Raw genomic sequence first — 24449 nt, 5'->3', positions numbered from 1 at the left:
TGGAAATCAAGAGAGAAGGCATGGGCTACTGTGTATAAACCGAGGCCTAGCTGACCGCGCCGCGCAGGGTGCGCAGGGCTACCTGCAGGACGGCCAGGCGGGGGCGGCCGTCGGCGCCGGGGGCGGCGTCCTGAATCTCAGCCAGCATGGAGTCCACACGGCCCATACGGACGGGGTGGTTCTCTACCCAGCGAGCCAGGGCAGCGTCACCGCTCTCGGCCCCAGCAGCAACGCCTTCGCCGACCTCCTGGACGACATTGAGCGCCAGGGAGGCTGCGATCTCGTAGAGGTCATCGCGCAGGGAGGAACGAGCCAGAGTCTCCCAGCGGTCATTACGCGGCAGCTTGGAGATAGTGGTCAGCAGCAGGTCTACCTGGAAGCGGTCGTAAACCGAGTAGTAGACACGGGCAACCTGTTCGGTGGAGAGGCCGTGAGCTTCGGCAATGCGAACCACGTCCATGAGGGCGAAAGCTTCGAACTCGCGAATCCAGTTGACGATGAGTTCTTCAGGCAGACCCCACCCTTCAGCCTGGTCACGCATAGCGCGAACGCGAGCGCGGGTGTTCTCTGAGAAGTAGTCCTTGAGTGAAGGAATGAGCTCTGCAACGGGCTTGAAGCGCTCAACCATCTCGGCGATGGGCGTGCCCACAACCACCGAACGTTCGGCCGCAAACCAGCGGGCCAGGCGGTCGAGCACACGCTGCCAGTCCTTGATAACGGCCTGCCAGCCTTCCAGAGGAACAGAGGCAGGAAGCTCGCGATGCAACCGCGCTGAGTTGCCAATGCCAAATGTTTCACGTGAAACGTAGAAGGCGCGTGCCAGGGCGTCTACCCCCACGCCGGTTTCTTCCACCGCGCGGAAGACATGGGTGATGCCACCCAGATTAACCATCTCGTTGGCTACGCGGGTGCAGATAATCTGCTTGCGCAGGGGGTGAGATTCTAGGTGCTCACCGAAGCGTTCGACCAGGGCGGGCGGGAAGTACTCGGTAAGCACACGGGCCAGGTAGGGGTCATCTGCCAGGTCGGTCTTCTCAAGCTCTGCGGTGAGGTGAATCTTCACGTAGGCAGCAAGAACAGCCAGCTCAGGCCCGTTAAGGGTTTCACCGGTGGCCTCGTAGCGTTCACGAATTTCCTCGTCGGTGGGCAGGAATTCCACCTCGCGGTTGAGGCCCGCGTTTTCTTCCAGGTCGTGGATCAGGCGGATGTAGGCCTCTACACCGGGCACCACGCCGTGACGCTCAGCCTGCAACAGCACGTTCTGTTCCACGTTGGTGCGCAGAACCTGGGCACCAACGTCCTCACGCTGGGCTTCGATGAAGCCTGCGCGTTCTTCGGCAGATAGCTCACCGGCGGTGACTAGGCGGTCAACCAGAATCTTGATGTTGACCTCGCGGTCTGAGGTCTCTACACCGGCAGAGTTGTCAATCGCGTCGGTGTTAATGAGGATGCCGGCACGGGCAGCTTCGATACGACCCAGCTGGGTAAAGCCCAGGTTGCCGCCCTCACCCACGATGCGAGCGCGCAGGTCGCGACCGTTCACACGGATAGCATCGTTAGCCTTATCGCCTACGGCAGCGTGGGTCTCGGCAAAACCCTTGACGTAGGTGCCGATACCGCCGTTGTAGAGCAGGTCAACGGGGGCCTTGAGGATGGCGGAGAGCAGTTCGGGCGGAGCCATCTCAGTTACGTCTTCGTCTAGGCCCAGCACTTCGCGTACCTGGTCAGAGATCGGGATTGACTTAGCGCCGCGCGAGTAGACGCCACCACCGGCTGAGATGAGCTCGGGGTTGTAGTCCTGCCAGGACGAGCGGGGCAGGTTGTAGAGGCGTACGCGCTCGTCGAAGGCGACCTCGGCGTTGGGGTTGGGGTCGAGGAAGATGTCTCGGTGGTCGAAGGCAGCGACCAGGCGGGTCGCGCGGGATCGCATGAGGCCGTTACCGAAGACGTCACCGCTCATATCGCCGATGCCGACGGCGGTGAATTCTTCGCTCTGGCAGTCGATACCCAGCTCAGCGAAGTGGCGCTTGACCGACTCCCAGGCGCCGCGGGCGGTAATACCCATGGCCTTGTGGTCATAGCCGACAGAGCCGCCGGAGGCGAAGGCATCGCCCAGCCAGAAGCCGTAGTCAGCGCTAATAGCGTTAGCGGTGTCTGAGAAGGACGCGGTGCCCTTATCGGCAGCGACCACCAGGTAGTAGTCGTCGCCGTCGCGGGCGATAACGCGGGGGTTGTGCACGACGGTTTCGCTGCCGTCAGCCTCGATAGCCAGGTTGTCGGTGACATCGAGCAGGGAGGCGATGAAGACCTTGTAGGACTCCCGACCCTCGGTGATCCAGGCGTCGCGGTCGAGGGCCGGATTGGGGAGCTGCTTGGGGTAGAAGCCGCCCTTGGCACCGGTGGGGATAATGACGGCGTTCTTGACCATCTGGGCCTTGACCAGGCCGAGCACCTCGGTGCGGAAGTCTTCGCGGCGGTCAGACCAGCGCAGGCCACCGCGGGCAACGGAGCCGAAGCGCAGGTGCACACCCTCAACGCGGGGTGAGTAGACAAAGATTTCGAAGGTGGGGCGGGGCAGGGGCGCAAAGTCGATCTGGCCGGGTGCCACCTTGAGGGCGAGGGCAGGACGGTCGAGGTAGGCGTTGGTGCGCAGGGTCGCCTTCATGACGGCGGCCAGGGAGCGCATGAAGCGGTCCACGTCGAGGGTGGGGATGGCATCCAGGACGCCGCCCAGTTCACGCCAGACCTGCTCACGGGCGTCCTCGCGCTGCTCGTCGCTTGCGAACTCGGCATCGGGGTCGAAGCTAGCTGCGAAGTAGTCGGCGAGTAGGCGGGTAGCGGCGGGGTAAGCCAGCAGGGTATCAGACATGAACTCTGCGGTGTAGACCTGCCCCAGCTGCACCAGGTAGTGGGTGTAGGCGCGCAGCACGCGGACCTGCTCCCAGGTCAGCCCCTCTGCCAGAATCAGGCGGTCCAGGCTGTCGGACTCGCGCTTGCCCAACAGGTAGGCGTTCAGGGCGTCCTCGTAGAGGGTGGCGACCTTATCTGCCTCCACGCCCTCGGGCAGTTCAACACCGAAGTCATAGAGGGAGAAGCTGCGGCCGTCTGCCGGGGTGATGTCGTAGGGCTTCTGATCGATAACGACCAGGCCCATGTTCTGCATCACGGGTAGCAGCTCGGTGAGGGTGTGGGCGCTGGCCAGGTAGGTCTTTACGCGGGTGCGATCCTGGCGCTCCCCCATGCGGATAGCAGCCGGCTGAGCCTCACTCAGGGATTCGAAAATGCTGATATCTTCAACAGCGTTCTCAACCTCGTAGTCTGCGCGGTAGGTCATGGGCACAGCCTCAGACCAAGCTGAGGCGGCTGCACGGCCGTCCTCGGCGCTCAAACCTTCGCCGGCAGCTGCTGTCTCAACGGCAGCGGCGGTAGCTTCACCCCAGGAGCGGGTAGCTTCTTGCAGGCGGCGCTCAATCGCCTTGGCGTCCAGAGCCGGAATGGTGTTGGGGGTGGTGAGGCGCAGGCGGAAGAAGATACGGGCCAGGGATGAGGTAGAAAGGTAGACCTCGAAGTCCAGGCTTTCGATGTCGATGAACTCGTGGAAGACAGCTTCCAGGCGCTGACGCACGTGGGTGTTGTAGCGGTCGCGGGGCAGGAAGACCGTGGCGGAGACGAAGCGGCCAAAGGCGTCCGGACGCAGGAAGAGGCGGGTGGTACGGCGTTCTTCCAGCCCCATGATGCCACGGAAGGTATCGGTAAGTTCCTGTAGGTCAGCGTGGAGAAGCTCGAGGCGGGGGTAGTCCTCAATGATGCCGGCCAGGGTCTTATCGGAGTGGGAGCCCGGCTGGTAGCCCAGGTGGCGGCGCATAATGGCAACGCGCTCACGCACCAGAGGGGTTTCGACGGCGGGCAGAGAGTACGCCTGGCGGGAGAAGAGACCCAGAATGACGTATTCACCCACAATCTTGCCGGAGCGGTCAAAGTCGCGCACACCGATGTAGTCCAGGTACTCGTGGCGGTGCACGGTGGAGCGAGAGTTGGCCTTGGTGATGTAGAGGGGCTTGGGGTCGCGGGCATTTTCAAGGCCCAGACCGGTGAGGACGATGGGGTCACCTTCTCCGGTATCGGCAAGAATACCCAGGCCAGAGCCGTCACGGTCGGTCAGCAGCAGGTCGCCTGAGCGACCTGAAAGGTCGCGTTCCTTAATGCCCATGAAGAGGAAGTTGCCGCGGGTAAGCCAGCGCAGGAATTCCTGGACCGATTCGATGCGGGTCATGGGGTCGGCATCGGAGTTGATGGAACCGGTGTAGTGGGCAGCGCCGCCCAGGGTAACGTCGGTGAGTTCGCCCAATTTTTCTGCGATGTCGAGGGTGCGGGCTGCCATGGCGTCGTTGTCACGGGCAGCTCGGCGCACGTCGATCAGAATGGAGCGGATTTCCTGCTCAAGGCGGGTAACGTCTTCACCTTCAACGCGGGAGGTGAGGCGGACGGCAATCCACGACTCGATGGTGGCCCCAGCACCGATGTTGCCGGTGGCAGCATCACGCAGAATGGGCATAGAAACGGTGTCACCGCTTGCTACGGGCTGCTTAAAGCCGGTGCCGGTCACGCTGGTCAGGTGGCCGTTTGAGTCTCGTTCTACGACAAAGGTGGGGTGGATGAGCCCTGAAATACCGCCCCAGTTTGCGGCAATCTGAGCGGTGATAGATGAGACTAAGAAGCTGGTGTCGTCTACAACGATAAAGAGAGTGCTGCCAGCGTCATCGTTGCTCACTGAAATCAGGGCTTCACCGGCTACCCGCTGATCCGCCAGGGTACGGTGGGCCTGGGCAAGGTTGGTTAGCTGCTGGTCACTCAGACCTTCGAGTTCGTCAGCTGAGCTGTGACGGTAGTATTCGTTGATCCAGTCTTCGCTACCGGACCAGTGGGCTGAACGATCGTTCGTGAGCAAGGGTTTGCCTTTCGCTGGGCGGATGTCACTCCGTTGTGATATCTGGGAACGCAAGTGTGTGTTCCACTTACATAGTAGTCGGGAAGCCCGTGGGAGTGAACCTCAACACCCAGGGAGAGCTGCCTTCAGCAGCTCTCTTCATATACGAGACACACAGTCTCACATTGCAAAAACACTATCGCCAGGTTTCTTCCCCACATCTTATGCTGGAATTTCCACCAGGGTACTAAGGTGCCCTCCCCGATTAGAAGGGCAGATGATGTCAGCCTCTACCAGTTCAGCTCTCTCCTCAAAGGTTCTGCACGCCTACTCCCGCTATCTCCTGCAGCTCGGAGCCCCCTTCACTGCGGATTTCATGAGCAAAGCTCTTGCTGACAACCCCACCATCACCGAAGGCATCGCCAGCATTTTCAGCACCGGCTTCGACCCCGCCCTCGACAAGGACGCGGACGCCCGCCGCGCCTCCCAGCGCGCAGCGGCTGAAGACGTGCGCGCCGATATCGAAAAGCTGGACGACGAAACCCAGGATTTCTTCACCAAGCTGCTTGAGGTCGTCCTCGCGACTGTTCGCACCAACGCCTATCAGGGTAAAGAAACCATCGCCCTAAAAATTTCAACCCGCGACGTTTCTTTTGCCCCCCTTCCCAAGCCGCTCTTTGAAATTTTTGTCGAAGGTGACGCCCTCGAAGGTGTGCACCTGCGCTTTGGCAAGGTTGCTCGCGGTGGTCTGCGCTGGAGCGACCGCCCCGAAGACTTCCGCACCGAGGTGCTCGGCCTGGTTAAGGCTCAGGTCACCAAGAACGCCGTCATTATCCCCACCGGATCCAAGGGCGGTTTTGTGCCCAAGAACCTGCCCGACCGCGACGCTGAGCAGGATAAGTACAACGAGATGGGTGTAGCTGCCTACAAGCTCTTCATCTCTTCCCTGCTCGATGTCACCGATAACCTGGTAACCAACAACGGCCAACAGACCATCGTGCGCCCCGACGCGGTGGTGGCTCTTGATGAGGACGACCACTACCTGGTCGTTGCCGCTGATAAGGGCACTGCCACCTTCTCAGACATCGCTAATAGCATCTCTCTAGACCGCGGCTTCTGGCTGGGCGATGCTTTTGCCTCCGGTGGCTCAGTCGGCTTCGACCACAAGGAAATGGGTATTACTGCCCGCGGCGCCTGGGAATCTGTCAAGCGCCACTTCGCTGCCCTGGGGCACGATTCTCAGGCTGAAGACTTCACTATGGTGGGTATCGGCGGCATGGCCGGCGATGTGTTCGGCAACGGCGCCCTGCTCTCAGAGCACATCCGCCTGATTGGCGCCTTCGACTCCCGCCACATCTTCGTCGACCCCAACCCCGATGCAGCTGCTTCTTTTGCCGAACGTCAGCGCCTCTTCAACCTGCCCCGCGCCTACTGGACCGACTACAACCGCGACCTCATCTCAGCCGGCGGCGGCGTTTACTCCCGCAAAGACAAGGCCATCGAGGTCACTCCTCAGATGCGCGAGGCCCTGGGCCTTGACGACGCTGCCGAAACTATGAGCGGTGACCAGCTCATTACCGCCCTACTCAAAGCCCCTGTAGACCTGCTCTACACCGGCGGAACCGGCACCTACGTCCGCTCCACTGAAGAAACCGACGCCCAGGTCGGCGACTCCACCAACGATAAGCTCCGCATTACCGCCCCCGAGCTGCGCGTCCGCGTCATCTCCGAAGGCGGCAACCTGGGCCTCACCCAGCGAGCCCGCATCGAGGCAGCAGCGGGCGGCATTCTCGTCAACACCGACGCCATCGACAACTCTGCCGGCGTTGAAACTTCAGACCGCGAAGTCAACCTCAAGATCCTCATGGGCCGCGCCATTGAAGCGGGCCAGTTCAACGAGGGCGAACGCGCCAACTTCATCGCTGAGCAGGTCGAAGAAGTAGGTCGCCGCGTGCTGCGGTCCAACCTGGAGCAGAACGTACTCCTGCAGGCAGAACGCACCGAAGCTTTCAACACCAACGACATTGCGGGCGAGTTCATGGACTACCTCACCGAGACCGTGCACCTTGACCGCGAAGTTGAACTGCTCCCCTCAGATGCCGACCTGGCAGACCGGGCAGAAGCGCACGTCCCCCTCACCAGCCCCGAACTCTCGGTACTCACCGCCTACGCAAAGATCGACCTCACCGCAGCCCTTGTTAACAGCGGCTACGCCGATGAGCCCGACCTCGACCTCAGCGACGTCCTGGCTGACTACTTCCCGGCTCCCGCTACCGAGAAGTTTGGCTCCTACTTCGACGAGCACCCCCTGCGCAGCGAAATCATCGCAACCCGCGCAGCTAACCGTATGATCAACCACGCGGGTATCACCTTCGTGTACGAGATGAAGAAGAAGCACGGGGCTTCGGTCAACGATATCGCCCGCGCCTTCCGCGCAGCCCGTCTCGAAGCTGGCGCCTTACCCGACATTGAGGGTAACGGCGACTTCGACGCCTGGGTCGAAGGAGCACAGGCCCTCCGCAAGGCCATCGAAGCCAAGCTCGCAAGCAAGTAGGGTTACCTCAAGCTCCCTTGAACAAGGACGTGCCCGCCCCGGCTCACAGAAGCCGGGGCGGGCACGTCCTTACCCTCAGAAAAACTAGCGCTCCTGCACCCGATCAACCTCGGCTAGGGAGAGCTTCCCGGTCTCTCGAGTAGTTAAAGCGGCCGTAGCTGCCAGGGCAGCCATGCCCAGGGTAAAGGCGGCGGGGCCTACCCAGTTGCCAAAATCGTCCCCGGCAAGAGCCGTTGCGGCTGCAGGAGCGATACCACCCGACAGGGCAAAACCAATCTGGGTGCCCAGGGCCAGGCCGGTCACCCGCACCCGAGTGGGGAACATTTCAGCGTAGAAGGACGGCCAGATACCGTTGGCCATGGAGTAGAAAGCCCCGTGCATGAGCACACCAAACACGAATACGAGAACAATGTTGCCGCTTGTGATGGCGTGCAGGTAGGGGAACATGAGCCCACCAGCGACCAGGGCGCCGGTAGCAAAGATGGGTTTGCGGCCGACCCGGTCGGCGACCGTAGCCCAGAGCGGGATAGCGAGCAGGCTCAGGCCGTTAGAGGCAATAGGAACCCAGAGCATAATGCCCGAATCAATTCCGTGACCCTTGGTGGCAAAAGAGATTGAGAAGGTTGTGAAGACCATGTTCACGGTATTGACCATGGCGCACAGGGCCACCACCGCCACCGCCCGCTTGTGGCGGGTGAAGACAAGAGCCAGCGGCGCCTTACGGCGGGCCGGGTCAATCACCTGCTGGGCCTGGGTTTCAACGAAGGAGGGGGCCTCTTCGAGACGGCGGCGAATCAGCCAGGCAGCTACCAGCACGAAAGCCGAAAGCCAGAAGGGTACGCGCCAACCCCAGCTGAGCAGGTCTTCTTCGGGCAGGGCCGCAAAGGGCAGGAAGACTGCCGTTGCTAGCAGGGAACCGAACTGGGTGCCGTGCAGGGTCCAGGAGGTGGTGAAGGCCCGCTGGTGGTCGTGGGCATGTTCCAGCGACATTGAGATAGCGGACGCCTGCTCACCCGACGCCGATAACCCCTGGAAGACCCGGCACAGTACCAGCAGGGCGGGGGCAAGCAGCCCCACCTGGTCGTAGGTGGGCAGGCAGCCGATGGCAAAGGTCGCCCCGCCCATCATGAAGAGGGTCAGCATGAGCACGAAGCGGCGTCCGAACCTATCCCCCAGGGGACCCATCAGCATAGCGCCGAAGGGGCGAACCACATAGGCGACGCCCAGTACCATCATGGATTTGAGGATGCCAGCGGCGTCGGAGTCTTCGGGGAAGAAAATACGGTTAAGCACCAGGGCTGCGGCTGTGCCAAAAACCGCGAAATCGTAGTACTCAAGGGCGGAACCGATCCAGGAGGCCAGGGCGGCCTTCCGCGGGCGTTTTTGCGGGGTTGCGGGTGCGGTCATAGTTTTCCTGCAGGGGTGCGGACGCCCGGCTCGGCTAGCCCTGCCCGGCGTATGTGCGTACGGTAGTACCCTGAGCGTATGCGCGGGCGCCCCGGCTGGTCAAAGCTGGGGCGCCCGTATTTCGTATGGTGGTTATTCGTCCGTCGGGTTAGGAGCAGAGGGGTCCCAGCCCTGGGATCGAAGCTGCTCCAAGAGATAAGGGCCAACTGTTTTTCCATATGCACGGCTAATGTGATTGTTATCCATGTAAACGTATATATTGCCGATAATCGCTTCACAGTAACCGTTAGGGCAGTAATATTCGGTTAAATCTGCCTGGTAAACGTGTGGGTTCCCGACACTAAGGCTAAGCGCTGGATTAACCTCAGCAACCTTTTCTATGACTGGAGCCCCACAGCTTTGAGCGTCTGACCTGTTAAGCTGAGCACATTCATATACGTCGTAGTTGTACCGCGGATTATCGCGTAAAGCAACCACATTGATACCAGCATCCGTGAGGGTTTTAACCTGATCTTCTAAGCCAAGTTGAACAATTTCTTGGTTATCGAACCCATTCGTATAGGTTGCTACTACTAAGACAGTATCCGGAGCAATATCTAGGATTTCTTCTGTCAGAGCAGAATTCAAGAAATCACATTGGGGGTCGTTATCGGTATCAATGGGGAAGTAGCAACCACCCAGGTGCATATCAATAAAGTTTGTTTGGGTTTCTTTAGCAACTTCTCGCCACATCGCAACGGCTTGCCCTGAGTGAGAAGCACCCACAATCATGGTTAACGGCGCATCTACATCACCGTACTGTTCATAGGTACAAAATGATTCGAGACCAGGATTGATGGGAGCAAAGGCACCACTACAGGTATTCGCACCCCCATCGTATTGAGTCATCAAGTCGACAGAGGGAATCGGCTGATAACGATACGGTGCATAACTCTCTTTCAAGGCTCGTGCACCAGGAAAATTATCACTACCAGCGGTCTCAGCCAACGCAAGCTGTTGATTGTACTGGTACTGGACCCAACTTTGTCCAGCAGTAAGAGCTCCCCCCAATAGAGCTAGACACACAGCGATAACGGCAAGAGGACGCACCCAGAACTTATTTGTAGCCTGTGTTTTAGCAACAGCCCAGGGGGTATTCTGGGACATTGCACGCTTACTACGATGACGGGGCTTTTTTTCCCAGGCACGCAAAGGCTTTTCGACAATATTGTGTAGTAGCCATGCAAGACCGATAGAGGCAAGGATAATGATAGACCCATCCACCCAACCGGCATGTTCCTTTCCAGCGCTAGTGGTGTAGAGAATCAATACGGGCCAGTGCACCAGATAGAGACAGTAGGATATGGCACCCATTTTTTGAAGGGGAGCAGATGAGAGTAAGCGGTCAACGCCAAACTTAGACCCGGTCTGCCCAGCAGCGATGACGAAAGCACCTGACAGAAGAGGCCAAAGAGCTAGGTAGCCGGGAAATGCCTGTTGGACAGGTAGGAGCCAGCCACAGGTAACTAGACCGATGACACCAAGCCATCCCATCACCAGGCGTAGAGACTTAGGTACTCGCCAGGCAAGTAGAAGCATGGCAAGCAGGGTCCCCGCTGCAAATTCCCAGAGGCGCGTACGGGTGTCGAAGTAGGCAAAGGACTGGTTGGAGTATGTCTCGATGACAGAGAAAGTTAACGACGAAACAAATACAGTTCCAAAGACTAACAACGCGGTCGGCAATACTTTGACCCGCAGGTAACCCACCAGGAAAGCGACAAGGGCAAACAATAAGGGCCAGAGGATAAAGATTTGGCCCTGCATTGAGAGAGACCAAAAGTGCTGGAAAGGGGTTTTAGTGGTGGCATCTTGTGCGTAGTAGTCCACCGAGTTAAAAGCTAAACGCCAGTTAAGGAAATAGAAGAGTGCTGCTTTAGCATCTGCCAAAACCCCTGCCCACCGCGATGGCGTCAAAATCAGGTACGAAGCAATTGCTGTTAACGCAATAACAGTTGCGGCAGCGGGTAACAGTCTTTGAAAAACATGCAGCCAATAGCTGAAAATTTTAAGGGGTTTGCCCTCTTGTATTTTACGCAGAGACGATAGCGAAAGCAGGAAGGCTGAAATGAAGAGAAAGACGTCAACGCCGCCTGAAACCCGCCCGAACCAGACGTGGTACATAACCACGAGAAGGACCGCCAGGGAGCGGAGGCCTTGCACTTCTGGCCTGAATTTGGGTTGCTCCAAAAAACGACCTCGGGGGGTGTACCTGTGCGCTCTTCGATTCATTATCTAGCCATAACTTCTGTGTGATTCAGCCTGCAATTATGGCAGAAGCCACAAGCAGGTGCGGTAAAAGCGAAAAATCCTACGTTGCCGAGGAAGCAACGGTAGGATTTCCAGAGAGGGGCTGCCTCGGCATTCTGATTAGATCTTGATGCTGAGAACATGCACCTATGCAATATCCCGGGAATTCTATCACATGAAACTATTAGACCTTGTGATGGGTCCTTCCAGCAGTAGCTCTATAGGCAAGGAAATAATGAACAGCGAGCACCCCCGTACCTCAATCATCATGCCTGTTTACAAGACCGGTAATCGCGTGGTGGCAGCAGTTGAGTCCGTGCTTGCTCAGACCGACCCGGACTTTGAGCTACTCATCATGATCGATGCCTCACCCGATGATGCTGCCGAACGTATCGCTACCTTTTTAGAAAAAAACCCGGACTCCCGCGTCCGCGTCTTTGATAACCCCGTCAATCGAGGGGTCTCAGCCGTCCGGAACCAGGGACTCGCCGAAGCCCGAGGCCAATGGCTGGCTTTTCTCGATTCAGATGACCGTTACCGCCCTAACTTTCTCTCGACTTTACATGCTTATGCAGAGAATCATGCTGCAGATGTTGTGGTCGCTGGGCATACCCTTGTTGAAACAGACGGGACCTCCCGTGACCGGTTCCGCGGAACTCCAGGTGTACGCACCGGCCAGCAAGCGGCCTTGGAGCTACTGTCAGATCAGCTCACACCCTACGTATGGGACAAGCTAATCCGTGCAGAGATTGTAACGGAGGTACGCTTTCCAGAAGATATTCATCGGGCAGAAGATGCCGTCTACTGTCTACATGCCTACGCGGCAGCTACTAAAGTCGCCGTTATCCCTACTTCTCTCTACGAGTACACTGTCGATGCAGGCGGTCTGACCTGGGGCAAAATTACACCTGTTGCTGAGAGTAAGCAGCTCATGACTTACCTTCAAGACGCTGCGAGTTCTGAGCTCCTTACCCAGGAAGGCCAGCGCGCTTTCTCTGTCTCTTGGCTTTTAACGTTCATCAACAATGCCCAACAAGCACTGGTGGTTGGTGGCCCTGAATCAGACTCAGTTATTCGAGCCTGCCGGCAGAACATCACCTGGGGGCAGGTAGTTGCTACAGCTCGCTTGCGCCCCATCTATGCTGCTGCTGCAACCCTGCTCAAGATATCTCCCGCGCTCTACCGAACTCTGTACGGCGCCTACGTTAGACGCACCTACGGTATCTAACGACCGACAGCTCTCTCAGTTCGAGCTACTGCGACCATTCCCGCGAGATGAGTCAGGAATCCGAGTAGAGGCCCGATATAGAGAGCCACCATAGCCCGTTCAATCAAGTCGAGGGGAAGCACGAATAGTAGGGTAGTTGTCACTACTGCTCCCACAACCCAGCCTGCAATGTACAAACGATGTGCATTCAAAGCAATGACAGCAGTACCAGAAAGTACCAGCAAAGCCATAAGGGCCGAAGCGAAAGTAAGACCGCCAAGCACCCATCCCTGGTTAACTGCATCGTAAGCGGCAGCTGCATCGTCCTTGCGTTCGTAGATCAGCGAGAATAACCACGGCCCTACCAGCCAAGCAGCGCCAGCACCTACCGCGCCCACAACCAGCAGGGCACCTGCCGGTTTAGACATGGCAGCAACAGGGCGGTGACGCTGCTTCAAAAACGCTGAAATCGCTACTCCCTGGAAAGCCTGAAGCGGAATCATAATAGGTGAGCGGGTGATAGAAACCGCCAAAATCAGAAAACCAAGAGTAGCAGTTTCAACCGGCTCGGGGTTCTCCCCCTGACTCCAACTCAATAAAGTTGGGAATGCTACGGTCAGCACCGCTGAAGCAGCAGAAGATCCCATCGCAAAAAGTACATTCTGCAGGTATTTCTTTCCCCCTACATCTGCGCGGGATCCAGCAACTTCCCGTGCCTGCGGGAGTACAAGCACCAGAACCAGCCACAGCAGGCTCGCTGATACCACCGCAGCTTCAAGCCCCAGCAATCCCCCCACAGTGAAAGCAACCAAGAGCAGAGCTACCAAACGCCAAGTTGCCTCACCACCGCCAAAGCCTGCGAAAAGGAACCACTTTTCATGGCCAGCAGCCGCACCACTCATAGCGGAGTGAGCAGCATATAGGGTTGCTCCCAGCACAATGAGAGCCACACCGGCACCACCGGTAGAAGGAATCTGGTCTTCTGCCCACTCCCCCGAAGAAAGGGCAACAAGAGCGGCTATTACCGCTCCCACCCCCAGGCTTATTGGCAGGACGCGCGCCCCCTGAGAGCCAGCTCCTTGCAAGGATCGAAGGCGAGCAGCTCCTACAGCCCTGGTAGTTTCCTGCTGGATACCGGCGATGACACCAAATATGCCAAATAGTAGAGACCAGAACAGCAGAAACTCTGTATTCTGTTCGGCAGAGAGACTGCGCTGAGCAATTACTGTAGCTGCAAATGCAGAGAGTGCTGCCGTCAATGAGGCTAGCAAAATTGCCAGCGACTCCCAACGAGTAATTCCCGCTTTCTGTTCCGATTCGTCTGTTTTAACTTCACTCATATCTGTACTGCTTCCTTGCCTCCGCTGCCACTGTCTATGGCTCTAAAAAGCGGCTGAGAAGTATCCCATGTTCGAGATGTTCCTCAGCCGCTAAATGCCATGTCCTTACTATTTAATAGCGTGGACAGCTAAATTCTTTACCCCGGTCCACTTCTTTGCCAGAGCCGCCTTGGGCAGCAGAGTTACCGCGTGCATACGCGATGAGAAATGAACTCGGGCTACCTTAGCGGCTTTGTTCCATCCCTTAGCTGCCATCTCATCAGCAATAGTGTTGAAGTAGGTGCGTTCTTCGTCGAAGCGAGTACCTTCTAAAGCACGCCAAGATGAGTCAGAAGCCTTGTGACGACGGTACATGAAAGCAACAGCCTCATCGTAGTAGAGCGAACCACCGTTCATTGCTACATCGAGCACTAAAGCCATATCTTGAACAACGTTTAGTCCCTTACGGAAACCAAGACCCACGATAGTCTCAGCGCGCCAGCCCAAAGAGGGGAAGTAAAGCCAGTCACCGCGTAGAATCGACACGGCAAGTTCTTCACCCGACAGCTCAGTGGTGGTGTTAGGACGGTAGTAGGCCTTGGTCTTCTCAACCAGAGTGTTTGACAGGGCATTATTTTCATCAATGACGACGCAGCCCGGCTGGAAAATCTGGGCGGCGGGGTGTGCTTCTGCGGCCTGCACGAACCAGTCAATATAGTTGGGAAGCATGACGTCATCAGCGCCCATAACCGTTACCAACTCATTTTCGACGAAAGAGAGGGCTTTGGTGTAATTACCGTTTGCGCCCAAATTCTTTTCGTTACGCATATAGGTGATGCGTTTATCATTCAAGGACTCGAACCAGCCAGGAATTGAGTCATCAGGGTAGCCATCGTCTACCACGATCAGGCGCCAATCAGGGTTGGTCTGCCCCAACACAGAACGCACAGCCTGCTTCATAAAATCTACGTCGCCGTAGTAAGGGAAGAGAATATCAACGGTCATTATGTTCTCCAGAGTTTGAAACAAAAGTATTGTCAGGGGATTTGGATAATTTTCTCTGCTCTTCAGCGACTATATGAGCATTTCCTTGGTCTATGGTAGCGCCCAAAATAGCCACCTCTTCAGCCAAAGCACGAGTCTCATCGGCTAATTTTGATACCTCTAGAGTGAGGTGTAAACATACGCCTATAAGCATAGTAATAGCCAAAAGGAAAAGGAGATTTACTGGAACCACTACGCCTGTAATCTCAGAAAGAAAGAATAGAAGTTTGGGGAAAAGCGCAACCACAATAATAATAGCTGAAATAATCAACCACAGAGCAGCGTATTTCTCTTTCATTTTCTGGTTACGCACCTGGGCAAAAACCATAATAAAGATGAGAACCGCCAGAATTAGGAAAAAGACATTTGACGACATACTTACCCCTCCCCGGCTGTTTTCTTACGCGTCATGGAAATACCGAAAGCGAAGAATGAACGTACCAAGTAAATAGCTGACTTCAGAGGCCCTGACGAGGGCGTACCACCTTGTCGCTCTCTCATTTCTACCGGCACCTGAATGACCTTGCAGCCAGAACGAATAGCCATAACAGTCGAGTCAATAGTGTCGCCTAGATACTCGGCAGGGAAAAATTCACAGTACTGCTGAATACCCCTGCGGTTTACTGCACGGAACCCACTGGTAACATCAGTAAATTTCTCACCTGAGATACGGGTAAAGAGGAAAGATAGCAGGCTCATAGCCCATTTACGAGGACCCCGCACTTTGTAGGAGTCAGAGGCGGCAAAGCGGGAACCAATGACAATATCGGCCCGGCTCAGACCTTCAATGAGGGTATCGATAAACTCGGGTGGGTGCTGACCATCTGAATCCATCTGCATTGCGATATCGTAGTCCATACGGCGAGCGTATCGATACCCCGTTCGCATAGCAGCACCAACGCCCATATTGTAGGGCAAATCAATAACGAAGGCACCAGCTTGGCGGGCTACTCGGGCAGTACTGTCTTTTGAACCATCATTGATAACTACCAAATCAACCCAGGGGGCTTTAGCCCGAAGATCAGCAATCGTAGCTCCAATGGCTTCTTCCTCGTTCCAGGCAGGCATAATCACCAGCACGCTAGGACGTGACACCGATGAAGTGTTATCGCTCATGAAAAGCCCGTGCTCCTGTCACAATGCTCAAGTACCGTTATCTGAAGAGTCTTCTCAGTCTAACAGCTAGGTATCGAAGGTCTAGTTCGATGGAGTTAGATATAAAATCCACCGCTACCGGTAAGCAGTTTAGAGTTATCTAGTCACAACCCACAATCCGGTAAAGACCGACATTTCCCGAGGTATACACAGCTTGCACATAATCGGTCTCTATAACATCTACAAGCCCCACGTATGCCTCTTGCCAATGCTCGCCAATTGCTAGAGTATCTTCAAAATCTAAGTACCAGTAGACCCCTGATTCATGGACCTCCTGGCATACCTCCGGGTTGTTTGATAAATCATTCAGATGCAAGTACAGGGCATCATACGGTTCTGCATAGGAGCTTAAGGAGTGACGCAAAGTCACAGGAATATCATCAAACGCATAAGCCAAAGCAGCCCCCTCCCAGGGATCGACTAAGACTTCTTCACCGGGCTGAACATAATCTGGCAATACATCCAGAACTTTCAGCTCATCAGACGTTAGAAGCAACGAGTCAGGCAGAACAGTAAACTCTCGATGAGCACTAATATTGGCGTTATTCAAGCTCTCTGAACTACCAAGCGCCCACCCACCTATAACAAGCAGAACAAACGATACACTCACTACGCCTCGCCGCGACTTAGATTTAAATATTCTTGTAATTTTTCGAGCAAAACTATCGATGACAACATAAAAACCGTAGCCGCCTATAATTGAGACAGGAATAGAGCTTAGCGCAGCAATACGGTATTTATCGTTATACCAGGGCCCTGTAAGCAACATGCGCAAAGAGTTATCTGCATCCCAAGAAGATACAACTACGTACAGAAAACCAATCAAGACCCAAGAGACAGCAATAGTTCTCATTTTCTTGCTTCGAAATATATTGACAATACCTATAACAGTCAATACAAACAGCAACCACTGAGAAGAGTTTTGATTATATGAGTTTGTTAAAAATTCACCAACCGCATGACCGTCCGTCAAGGTCGGACCCCAGGTACTATTTGCACTATCCGGTCGAACCTTCCACCAGATTACCAGACAGGCAATGAAGGATACAGCAGAAAAAGCAATATTTATCCGACCGCTCATTTCATTAAGAGAAAATCCCCTCACAAATATCGCACAGATAACGGGAATCATAAATACCGCAGCCGCGGTAACTGCATTAGGATGTGCAAATCCAAGAGCAACTCCAGACAAAATAACTGACGGAATCAGGAAGACAAGGTTTCCATATTGGAGATTCTCCACAGACTGCACACATAAAATAAGAACTGCTAAAAATCCCGGAAGAATCGCGTATCCAAGCATGTTCGGATACAATATTCCCCACTTCAGCATCAGCCCTGGGTAAGAGATAACTACACCTGAAGTCATAACTGTTGCCGCAATAAACAGGGGTCGCTCAGGTATCAATACAGCCGCAAGTGCCCACATAGATAACGGCCACAAAAATCCTACAATAACAATAGTGACAACATTAGCTGAAACAGTAGGACTCCCCCCAAAGAAACTAAATATTAATGCTGCAAGCCCATGCCACGATGCGGGATAAAATGACGGTGATCCGTCGGGAGTTATCATCCCACCTAGATGAAAAGATGAAGCATCTCCTGAGTCGAATATCCATCTAATTGCATTCAGGTGAAAAATATTGTCATAGCTCTGTGAGAATGCTTCTGGGTATCCAATAATTTTTATTAGCTGGGTAATTAAGAGAAAAGATGAAATAAGAAAACCTACAAGTGGATACACAAAGGTATTCAGCAATGACCCCTTATGGCCAATTTCCTTTCCACTGTGGCTTACCCCTAAAACTAATCGGAAAATACATAAAGCTACGATAACTGCCACAGATACGAGTAGATAGCTTGTCACACTCCATCGAGCAGAAAGAGCACCCAAAATAGCAGCAGCTATTCCTAGAAGCCCGAATGAAAATACGGGGGCCAAAGCAACTCGCAGCGCTGGACCAAAGCGAAGTATCCATGCCACACAGTAACCGGGCACCAAAGTTACCCCCAACCCGAAGACCACCCAAGGTACAACTTCGACCCACTGCATGACTCCCCGCCCTCCAAATTGCTGTTATTACCTAAAACTACATACGAGATACGCCAATCTCACCACGTTCATTAGGCTTTCCCATAAAAGATATCTCTACCACCATGAGTCTAGTCTAGTAATGTGCACCTATCCCACCTGAGTTATCGACCTGCGTAAGGTTTTCACATGTGATTCTGCACGCCAGGCTAAGACTCAGGCGCTCGGCGCCCAATGGTGGGGCGGGCGAAGCCCACTACACTAGTTATGAATGTTGCAGGTCACATAACCTGCTGTGTTTAATACCAAGGAGTCAATGATGACCTATACCGTGGGTAACTATATTCTCGACCGTCTGGCTGAGCTGGGCGTAGACAAGGTTTTCGGTGTGCCCGGGGACTTTAATCTCTTCTTCCTCGACGATGTGCTGGCGCACGAGAAGCTGGATTGGGTGGGCAACGCGAATGAGCTCAACGCCGGGTACGCGGCGGACGGCTACGCCCGCGTCAAAGGCCTGGGTGCCCTGGTGACCACCTACGGCGTGGGTGAGCTATCAGCCATTAACGCGACAGCCGGATCCTACGCTGAGAATGTGCCCGTGATTCACATTGTGGGTGCACCCAGCCTGTCGGCCCAGAATTCCCACCTGCGCATGCACCACACCCTGGGCGATGGGGATTTCAAGCATTTTATGCGTATGGCATCCGAGGTATCTGCCGCCGTTGCGGCTCTACACCCGGCGACCGCTGCGACCGATATCGACCGCGTCATCCGCACCGCCGTCATCCACCGTAAGCCCGGCTACCTGATGCTGCCGGTTGATGTATCGACCATGCCGGCCACTCCCCCGTCGCGTCCGCTCGATGTGGATAGCCACGTTTCCTCGCCCGATATTGAGGCCCTTTTCAAGGACGCCGTCACCGACTTCATGCGCGGCAAGAGCGTGACGGTGCTGGCAGATATCATGGCTGAGCGTCTGGGGGCGGTGCAGGACGTCCGCGCCCTGGTGACCGAGACCAAGTTCCCCTTCGCGTCCCTCATGTGGGGCAAGGCTGTGCTGAACGAAACCAAGCCCAACTTTGCGGGTATCTACGTGGGTGGCCTGTCGGCTGAACATACCCGTGCGGTAGTAGAAGATGCAGAGGTGTTGGTCTGCGCCGGCGTGGAATTTACAGATACCACAACCGGCATATACTCACATCAGATAGACTTTGGGCGGGTTATTAACATCGGTGCTGAGAGCACCAGCATCGCCGGTCGCCACTATGCCCCGCTCACCATGGCCAGCGCCCTGAACATCGTTAAAGAGGTGTCCCTAGAGCTCGGCCTGAAGGGCACCCCCTTTGAGGCGCCCACCACCGACGAGCCCCTACCTGAGATCACCGACGAAGCCCTGACCCAGGACGTCCTGTGGCGGGTTCTCTCATCAAACCTGGACGAGAAGAACACCGTTGTGGTCGATATGGGCACCTCTTTCTTCGGCATGGCAACCCGCAAGTTCCCGCGCAACTCCCGCTTTATCGGCATGCCCCTGTGGGGTTCTATCGGCTACTCCATTCCGGCCCTGCTGGGTGCGGCTATGGCCGATACCGATTCCCGTGGCGTGCTGATGGTGGGTGACGGCTCAGCCCAGCTGACGATTCAGGAGATTGGCACCATTATCCGCGAGGGCGTGAACCCGGTGGTCTTCTTGATTAACAACGATGGCTACACCATCGAGCGGTCGATTCACGGCGTGGAGGCTGAGTACAACGACATCACCGCCTACGACTGGTCGAAGATTCCTGCGGCCTTCGGTGGCACCGACTCTAACACCGTCACGCTACGCGCTACTACGGTTCGCGAGTTCGACGAGGCCTGCCGAGTGGCTAAGGAGAACCGTGACAAGCTGGTTTTCATTGAGGTGGTCACCGCACCCATGGATATGCCCGAGCTGCTTGAGAAGTTCGGCGCCCAGGCAGCCCAGCTCAACAAGAAGAAGTAGAGCAAGATCCCGCAAGGACGCGCCCGCCCCACCTTCAGATACGAAGGCGGGGCGGGTGCGTCCGGCTTATACCTGGGCTAGGCAACGAACGCCTGCCCTCCTCAACCTGCTACGGCTTCTACTCTTTGTTACAGCCCGCGCACGTAACAGTGTCACAGTTCTACTCATAGGGGCAATATGTGAGAAAGGCTAGGGTTTGGTGCACCTGAAGTCCTAGGCTGAAGACCAAGCGCTCCCGGCGCTGTAGTCCCCAAGCAGCCGCACAAAGGAAAACCGACCATGACCACCCAGGTAAATATCAGCGAGAAGACCGCCACCGAACTTTTCTGCGAGGCTTTCGGCGCCCAGGCAGCCGGCGTTGCCATCATCACCGCTGAGGGCTCCGACGGGCTGCCGGGTGGCCTGACCATCTCGTCCCTGTCGTCGGTTTCTGCTGAGCCTCCCATCGTGTCTTTTTCTTTCAAGGACCGCACCGGTTCGGCTGCCCGCATCATCGACGCGGATTCCTTCCTGATTCACCTGATTGGTGCCGATAACATCGAGATTGCCAAGCTCTTCTCGGTCAGCAAAGCCGATAAGTTTGGCGATACCTCCACCTGGGACCGCCTACCCACCGGCGAACCCCTGCTGCACGGGGTAAGCCGGGTGCTGCGCGTCCGCCCCCTGGGTACCCTCGACGCGGGCCCTGCCGTGGTCTTTACCGCTGAGGTCACCGACTTCATCCGCCACGACGCCAACGCAGCCCCCACCGTTTACCACGCCCGCCGTTTCCACGGTCTGGGTGACCACTCGGCCCTGTAATCTAGCGCCCCGGCAGACCCGGGGTTTTAGACTGGTGCTATGACACTCCCTGCATCTCTTCCCTGGATTGAAAAGCTTATTGCCGCGCAGTCCATCAGCCAGACCAGCAACCGCCCCGTGCTCGACCTGTTGGCGGCTGAGTTTGAGGCTCACGGCCTGACCCCGCACTACACCTACAGCGAGGATGGCGAGCGCGCCAACCTGTTTGTGACCGTGCCCGCCGCTGACGGTGGTACGGACGGCGGCGTGGTGCTGTCGGGGCATACGGACGTGGTGCCGGTTAAGGGCCAGGCCTGGACGGTCACCGACCCTTTCACGCCCCTGGTGAAGGACGGCAAGCTTTACGGGCGCGGGGCGTCGGATATGAAGTCTTTTATCGGGTCGGCGATGTGGCTGCTGCCCCAGTTGCTTGAGGCCGAGCTGGCTAGGCCTGTTCATTTCGCTTTTTCTTATGACGAGGAAATTGGCTGTGTGGGTGCGCCTGCTATGGTCAAAGATTTTAAGGCCCGCGGTATTAACCCTGATTTTGCGGTGATTGGTGAGCCGTCCATGATGCAGGTTATTTCTGCCCATAAGGGTGCCCACCGCGGCCGGGTGACTTTCAAGGGTATTGCCAAGCATGCCTCCCTGGGCCCTCACGGGGTTAACGCCCTGGCGCAGGCGGCGGAGTTTATTACTTTCTTTGAGCAGCTGGCCGGTACCTGGCGGGCTGAAGGTCCCTTTGATGAGGGGTTTGTGGTGCCCTATTCCACCGGCGGGGTGAACTTTGCCCGCGGTGGTATTCAGTACAACATTGTGGGTGAGCACGTGGTGCTGGAGTATGACTTCCGCACGGTTCCCCAGATGACGACCGACGAGGTCGTTACCCAGATTGAGGCCAAGATTGCCGATGATCTTCTTCCTGCCTTGAAGGCACGGGCGGCGGACGCTGAGGCCCTGGCTGGCGCTGCACCCGGCGAGTTTGTTGACGCTGTGGGTATTACCCATGAGCTTCTGGCTGCCGTCCCTGCCCTGGGTACCGCTGACGGTGCTGAGATTATTGCCCTGGCCAATGAGTGGGCGGGGCGCCCCGGTTCTGTGGAGGCCCAGAAGGTTACCTACGGTACTGAGGCTGGCCAGTTCGCCCTCTATGGCGGGGTGCAGGCTGTGGTGTGCGGTCCCGGCGATATCGCCCAGGCCCACACCCCCAATGAGTGGATTGAACTGGCCCAGATTAAGGCCTGCGACCGCTTCATGCTCAAGGTACTGGAGTGGGCTAGCCAGGAATAGGGCCGGGTATCTAAACTGGGCTCTATGAGTGCCTCATATCACTTTATTCCCTACCCGTCGGCGCCAGGCCTGCACCCGGCCCTGGCCGGTATTCTGACGGTTCCCGTCAGCCTTGAGCGGGCGGGTGAACCCTCCCTCCTGGTCTATCTCCAGGGAGAGGTGGAACAGCACCTGCCCCAGCCGCCCGGCCGGGGGAAGATTACCGTCACCTACCGCCCCGACACCGTGGCGGGGGTGCAGGTCAGCGCCCTCTATCGCGCTGGGCACGGAGAGTACGCGGACGCCGGTACCTGGCAGATTACCGCCTCGTCGGCTCCCCTACTCGGTGGGGAGGGGCTTCCCGTCCTCACCGAAACCAGCCCGGGCACCTTTCAGCCTGCCGTTACGGGTGATGAACTCACCGAGGAGCTGGAGCTCCTTACTGGCTTTTGTCGGGGCGTCCGCGCCCTCATTGACCGGGAACTGGGCAACCAGCCCTACCCGGCAACCTGGCCCCGGCTCACACCCGGGGTGGTGACCCGCTGTAGCAACCTGCCCTATCTCACCTCTGCCACCCAGACGGTATCAGAGGTCGATCTAACCCTAGCCCTGCCCGCATCTCCGCTGCGCTGGTGGGGGTTCGTACCCGTCCGCCCCTCCTGTGACAATGTGCGGGACCTGGCAGCAACCGCCAGCAGGGCACGGCCTGAGAGCCTGTGGCCCGAAGGGTTCTACAGGGACTACTCCCAGGCACAACAGGGCTACAGGCCCGCCACCCTGCGTCGTGCGGCCAGCACCGATACCGATTGCTGGGTGCTGAAGCTGAGTTGGCTCAACAGCATGACCCTTTATGTTCAGCGCAGCGGCAACTGGGATATTGTCTACGGCTCCCCGCTGGTAGGGGCCCAGGAAAACCTCCCCTTTACCGGGGGCAAGTACGAGGTAGCGGACGTCCGCGCCGCCTCTTCCCTAGAACCTCTGGTGCGGGCGATTCACAGGGATCTCTACGAAGAGCCCGGCCTACCCCCGGTGACCCAGTGGCGTATCGGGCCGCATTCAGAGACCGTGCACCTGGCCCTTGCCAATGACTGGGGAGAGTTCTTCCCCCTCTGGTACGCCGACGGAAAAGGTCTGGCCGAGGGTCTTGAGCTGGCCCCGTCCACCCGGCAGTTGCTGGGCAATTGGGCCAGCCTCTGGGAAGACCTGGAAATGGACCCGGAAGACCCCACCAACCCCACAACCCGGGCCTGGCGGCAGCTGGGGGAGAGACTGCGCGAGACCCTCACCAGCGAACTGGGTGCGGGCTACACCGTCAAACTCTATCTGGTGAGCCGCACCCAGCCCTGGAGTGAGCTGCAAGACCGCGCCTAGATAGGGTCGGTGCAGACTTTTTGGGCTGTGTGCAGAGAAAACCCTGCACACAGCCCAAGAAATCTGCACAGCGCCGAGTGGGAGACTACTCCCAGAAGGCCCGCTTCTGCACGACCGGTAGCTGGCCGGTGGGCACATAGGTGGCGGCAGCGGACGCAGCGGTCGCCTCGGTGTCCTCGCTCTGGGGCAGGACCTCAGCTGACTTGGAGCGGTACATGTGCTTGTTAGCCCACAGACCGAACCCGAGTACAGCCACAGCCAGTACAACACCCACTACCTGGAAGAGTGAGAACTGGCCGTCGTAGTAGAGCTTGAAGAAGGATCCACCCATCAGGCCACCTGAGATAGGGGCGCAGACCGGCACCCAGGCGTAGTACCAGCGGGAGCTTCCCTTACCGTGAATAGGCAGCAGGGCGTGCATGAGGCGGGGGCCAAAGTCGCGGGCAGGGTTAAGGGCAAAGCCGGTCTGGCCACCCAGGCCAATCACGAGCACGGTGACCAAGAAACCAAAGGCCAGGGGCTTGAGCACGTGATTCAGGTTGAGCGCCAGCTCTGAACCCTCAAGGATGGGGGTGAAGTTCACGCCCACATAGAGGGCTGAGAAGACCAGCAGGAAGGTGCCGATAATTTCGGAGAGGGCGTTGGTGAAGTAGTTGTGAATGGCGGGCACGGTGGCAAAGACGCCGAGCTTGATTTTACGGTCTGCGGTGGCTTTCCAGTGGGGCAGGTAGTTGAGGAAGACGAAACCCGCACCCACCATAGCACCGGCGACCTGGGCGATGATGTAGCCGGGCACCATGGCCCAGTCGAACTCCCCGTAGGCGGCCAGGCCGATAGAGACGGCGGGGTTGAGGTGGCCGCCGGAGTAGGCGTGGGAGGCGTAGACACCGAAGGTGACGGCAAAGCCCCAGCCGAAGGCGATGGTAAAGAAGTTGTCGCCGTGGCCCTTGGAGCGGCGTAGTTCGACGGTGGCAATGACGCCGCAGCCGATGGTTACCATAATCATGGTGCCCAGGAATTCGGCCAGGTAGGGGCTGATAGTGTTCACGTGTTTCTCCGCAAGTGTCGGGGGCCAGTATGCCCCGGCAGGTGCCGGACCCTTCAGCCCATA

15 protein-coding genes are annotated in these 24449 nt (G+C 57.0%); 6 read left to right on the top strand and 9 right to left on the bottom strand.

The window, feature by feature from the left end:
* Positions 1-46 precede the first annotated feature (46 nt).
* Positions 47-4948, bottom strand: a complete 4902-nt coding sequence (locus L6758_RS06200) for an NAD-glutamate dehydrogenase (RefSeq protein WP_237205157.1) — start codon at positions 4946-4948, stop codon at positions 47-49.
* Positions 4949-5204: 256 nt separating this feature from the next.
* Here L6758_RS06200 and L6758_RS06195 point away from each other — a divergent pair, with 256 nt between their 5' ends.
* Entirely contained in the window at positions 5205-7481 is a 2277-nt protein-coding gene (locus L6758_RS06195; protein ID WP_237205156.1) for an NAD-glutamate dehydrogenase domain-containing protein, read from the top strand.
* Between the two features lie 84 nt (positions 7482-7565).
* On the opposite strand, the gene L6758_RS06190 is transcribed toward L6758_RS06195, so the two are convergent.
* Positions 7566-8888 (bottom strand): MFS transporter, encoded by a 1323-nt coding sequence (locus L6758_RS06190; protein WP_237205155.1) that lies wholly within the window; start codon positions 8886-8888, stop codon positions 7566-7568.
* A 132-nt stretch (positions 8889-9020) separates the two neighbouring features.
* On the bottom strand, positions 9021-11114 hold the full coding sequence (locus tag L6758_RS06185; protein WP_237205154.1) for an acyltransferase family protein: 2094 nt from the start codon (positions 11112-11114) through the stop codon (positions 9021-9023).
* A gap of 295 nt (positions 11115-11409) precedes the next feature.
* Here L6758_RS06185 and L6758_RS06180 point away from each other — a divergent pair, with 295 nt between their 5' ends.
* The gene (locus L6758_RS06180) at positions 11410-12402 is read left to right on the top strand and encodes a glycosyltransferase family 2 protein (RefSeq protein WP_237196044.1); all 993 of its coding nucleotides are present in this window, start codon (positions 11410-11412) and stop codon (positions 12400-12402) included.
* On the opposite strand, the gene L6758_RS06175 is transcribed toward L6758_RS06180, so the two are convergent.
* The 5 genes from L6758_RS06175 to L6758_RS06155 all read right to left on the bottom strand — a co-directional run bounded on the left by L6758_RS06175 (position 12399) and on the right by L6758_RS06155 (position 17955).
* The gene (locus L6758_RS06175) at positions 12399-13721 is read right to left on the bottom strand and encodes a hypothetical protein (protein WP_237196042.1); all 1323 of its coding nucleotides are present in this window, start codon (positions 13719-13721) and stop codon (positions 12399-12401) included. The two genes, L6758_RS06180 and L6758_RS06175, sit on opposite strands and share 4 nt — an antisense overlap.
* A 108-nt stretch (positions 13722-13829) precedes the next feature.
* Positions 13830-14705: a glycosyltransferase family 2 protein gene (locus tag L6758_RS06170; protein ID WP_237196040.1), complete on the bottom strand. Its 876-nt coding sequence runs from the start codon at positions 14703-14705 to the stop codon at positions 13830-13832.
* Positions 14695-15120, bottom strand: coding sequence for a DUF2304 domain-containing protein (locus tag L6758_RS06165; RefSeq protein WP_237196038.1), 426 nt, complete (start codon positions 15118-15120; stop codon positions 14695-14697). Before L6758_RS06165 ends, L6758_RS06170 begins: the two co-directional genes overlap by 11 nt.
* A 2-nt stretch (positions 15121-15122) precedes the next feature.
* A complete protein-coding gene (locus L6758_RS06160) occupies positions 15123-15860 on the bottom strand; it encodes a glycosyltransferase family 2 protein (protein WP_237196037.1) in 738 nt (245 codons plus the stop codon).
* Between the two features lie 139 nt (positions 15861-15999).
* Positions 16000-17955, bottom strand: coding sequence for a DUF6541 family protein (locus tag L6758_RS06155; RefSeq protein ID WP_237205153.1), 1956 nt, complete (start codon positions 17953-17955; stop codon positions 16000-16002).
* A gap of 295 nt (positions 17956-18250) precedes the next feature.
* On the opposite strand from L6758_RS06155, the gene L6758_RS06150 reads away from it, so the two are divergent.
* The 4 genes from L6758_RS06150 (at position 18251) to L6758_RS06135 (ending at position 23338) form a co-directional block, all read left to right on the top strand.
* Positions 18251-19918, top strand: coding sequence for an alpha-keto acid decarboxylase family protein (locus L6758_RS06150; protein ID WP_237205152.1), 1668 nt, complete (start codon positions 18251-18253; stop codon positions 19916-19918).
* A 279-nt stretch (positions 19919-20197) separates the two neighbouring features.
* On the top strand, positions 20198-20719 hold the full coding sequence (locus L6758_RS06145; RefSeq protein WP_237205151.1) for a flavin reductase family protein: 522 nt from the start codon (positions 20198-20200) through the stop codon (positions 20717-20719).
* 39 nt (positions 20720-20758) lie between these two features.
* Positions 20759-21988: an acetylornithine deacetylase gene (locus L6758_RS06140; RefSeq protein WP_237205150.1), complete on the top strand. Its 1230-nt coding sequence runs from the start codon at positions 20759-20761 to the stop codon at positions 21986-21988.
* A gap of 24 nt (positions 21989-22012) precedes the next feature.
* Positions 22013-23338, top strand: a complete 1326-nt coding sequence (locus L6758_RS06135) for a hypothetical protein (protein WP_237205149.1) — start codon at positions 22013-22015, stop codon at positions 23336-23338.
* A gap of 85 nt (positions 23339-23423) precedes the next feature.
* Here the strand turns inward: L6758_RS06135 and L6758_RS06130 are convergent, their stop codons facing one another.
* Positions 23424-24386 carry an MIP/aquaporin family protein gene (locus L6758_RS06130; protein ID WP_237205148.1) on the bottom strand — a complete coding sequence of 321 codons (963 nt, stop codon included), beginning with the start codon at positions 24384-24386 and terminating at the stop codon, positions 23424-23426.
* Between the last annotated feature and the right edge of the window lie 63 nt (positions 24387-24449).

Origin of the sequence: Rothia nasimurium, assembly GCF_928382285.1 — a bacterium.
Lineage (GTDB): Bacteria > Actinomycetota > Actinomycetes > Actinomycetales > Micrococcaceae > Rothia > Rothia nasimurium_E.
The sequence above is the reverse complement of the archived record's forward strand: the minus strand, read 5'-3'. Positions and strand labels throughout refer to the sequence as shown.

What these genes read in the sequence shown, in the direction of transcription:
- L6758_RS06195 (WP_237205156.1), top strand. Translation starts at nt 5,205, where the DNA reads ATGATGTCAGCCTCTACCAGTTCAGCTCTCTCCTCAAAGGTTCTGCAC.
- L6758_RS06190 (WP_237205155.1), bottom strand. Translation starts at nt 8,888, where the DNA reads ATGACCGCACCCGCAACCCCGCAAAAACGCCCGCGGAAGGCCGCCCTG.
- L6758_RS06180 (WP_237196044.1), top strand. Translation starts at nt 11,410, where the DNA reads ATGAACAGCGAGCACCCCCGTACCTCAATCATCATGCCTGTTTACAAG.
- L6758_RS06175 (WP_237196042.1), bottom strand. Translation starts at nt 13,721, where the DNA reads ATGAGTGAAGTTAAAACAGACGAATCGGAACAGAAAGCGGGAATTACT.
- L6758_RS06170 (WP_237196040.1), bottom strand. Translation starts at nt 14,705, where the DNA reads ATGACCGTTGATATTCTCTTCCCTTACTACGGCGACGTAGATTTTATG.
- L6758_RS06165 (WP_237196038.1), bottom strand. Translation starts at nt 15,120, where the DNA reads ATGTCGTCAAATGTCTTTTTCCTAATTCTGGCGGTTCTCATCTTTATT.
- L6758_RS06160 (WP_237196037.1), bottom strand. Translation starts at nt 15,860, where the DNA reads ATGAGCGATAACACTTCATCGGTGTCACGTCCTAGCGTGCTGGTGATT.
- L6758_RS06155 (WP_237205153.1), bottom strand. Translation starts at nt 17,955, where the DNA reads ATGCAGTGGGTCGAAGTTGTACCTTGGGTGGTCTTCGGGTTGGGGGTA.
- L6758_RS06150 (WP_237205152.1), top strand. Translation starts at nt 18,251, where the DNA reads ATGATGACCTATACCGTGGGTAACTATATTCTCGACCGTCTGGCTGAG.
- L6758_RS06145 (WP_237205151.1), top strand. Translation starts at nt 20,198, where the DNA reads ATGACCACCCAGGTAAATATCAGCGAGAAGACCGCCACCGAACTTTTC.
- L6758_RS06140 (WP_237205150.1), top strand. Translation starts at nt 20,759, where the DNA reads ATGACACTCCCTGCATCTCTTCCCTGGATTGAAAAGCTTATTGCCGCG.
- L6758_RS06135 (WP_237205149.1), top strand. Translation starts at nt 22,013, where the DNA reads ATGAGTGCCTCATATCACTTTATTCCCTACCCGTCGGCGCCAGGCCTG.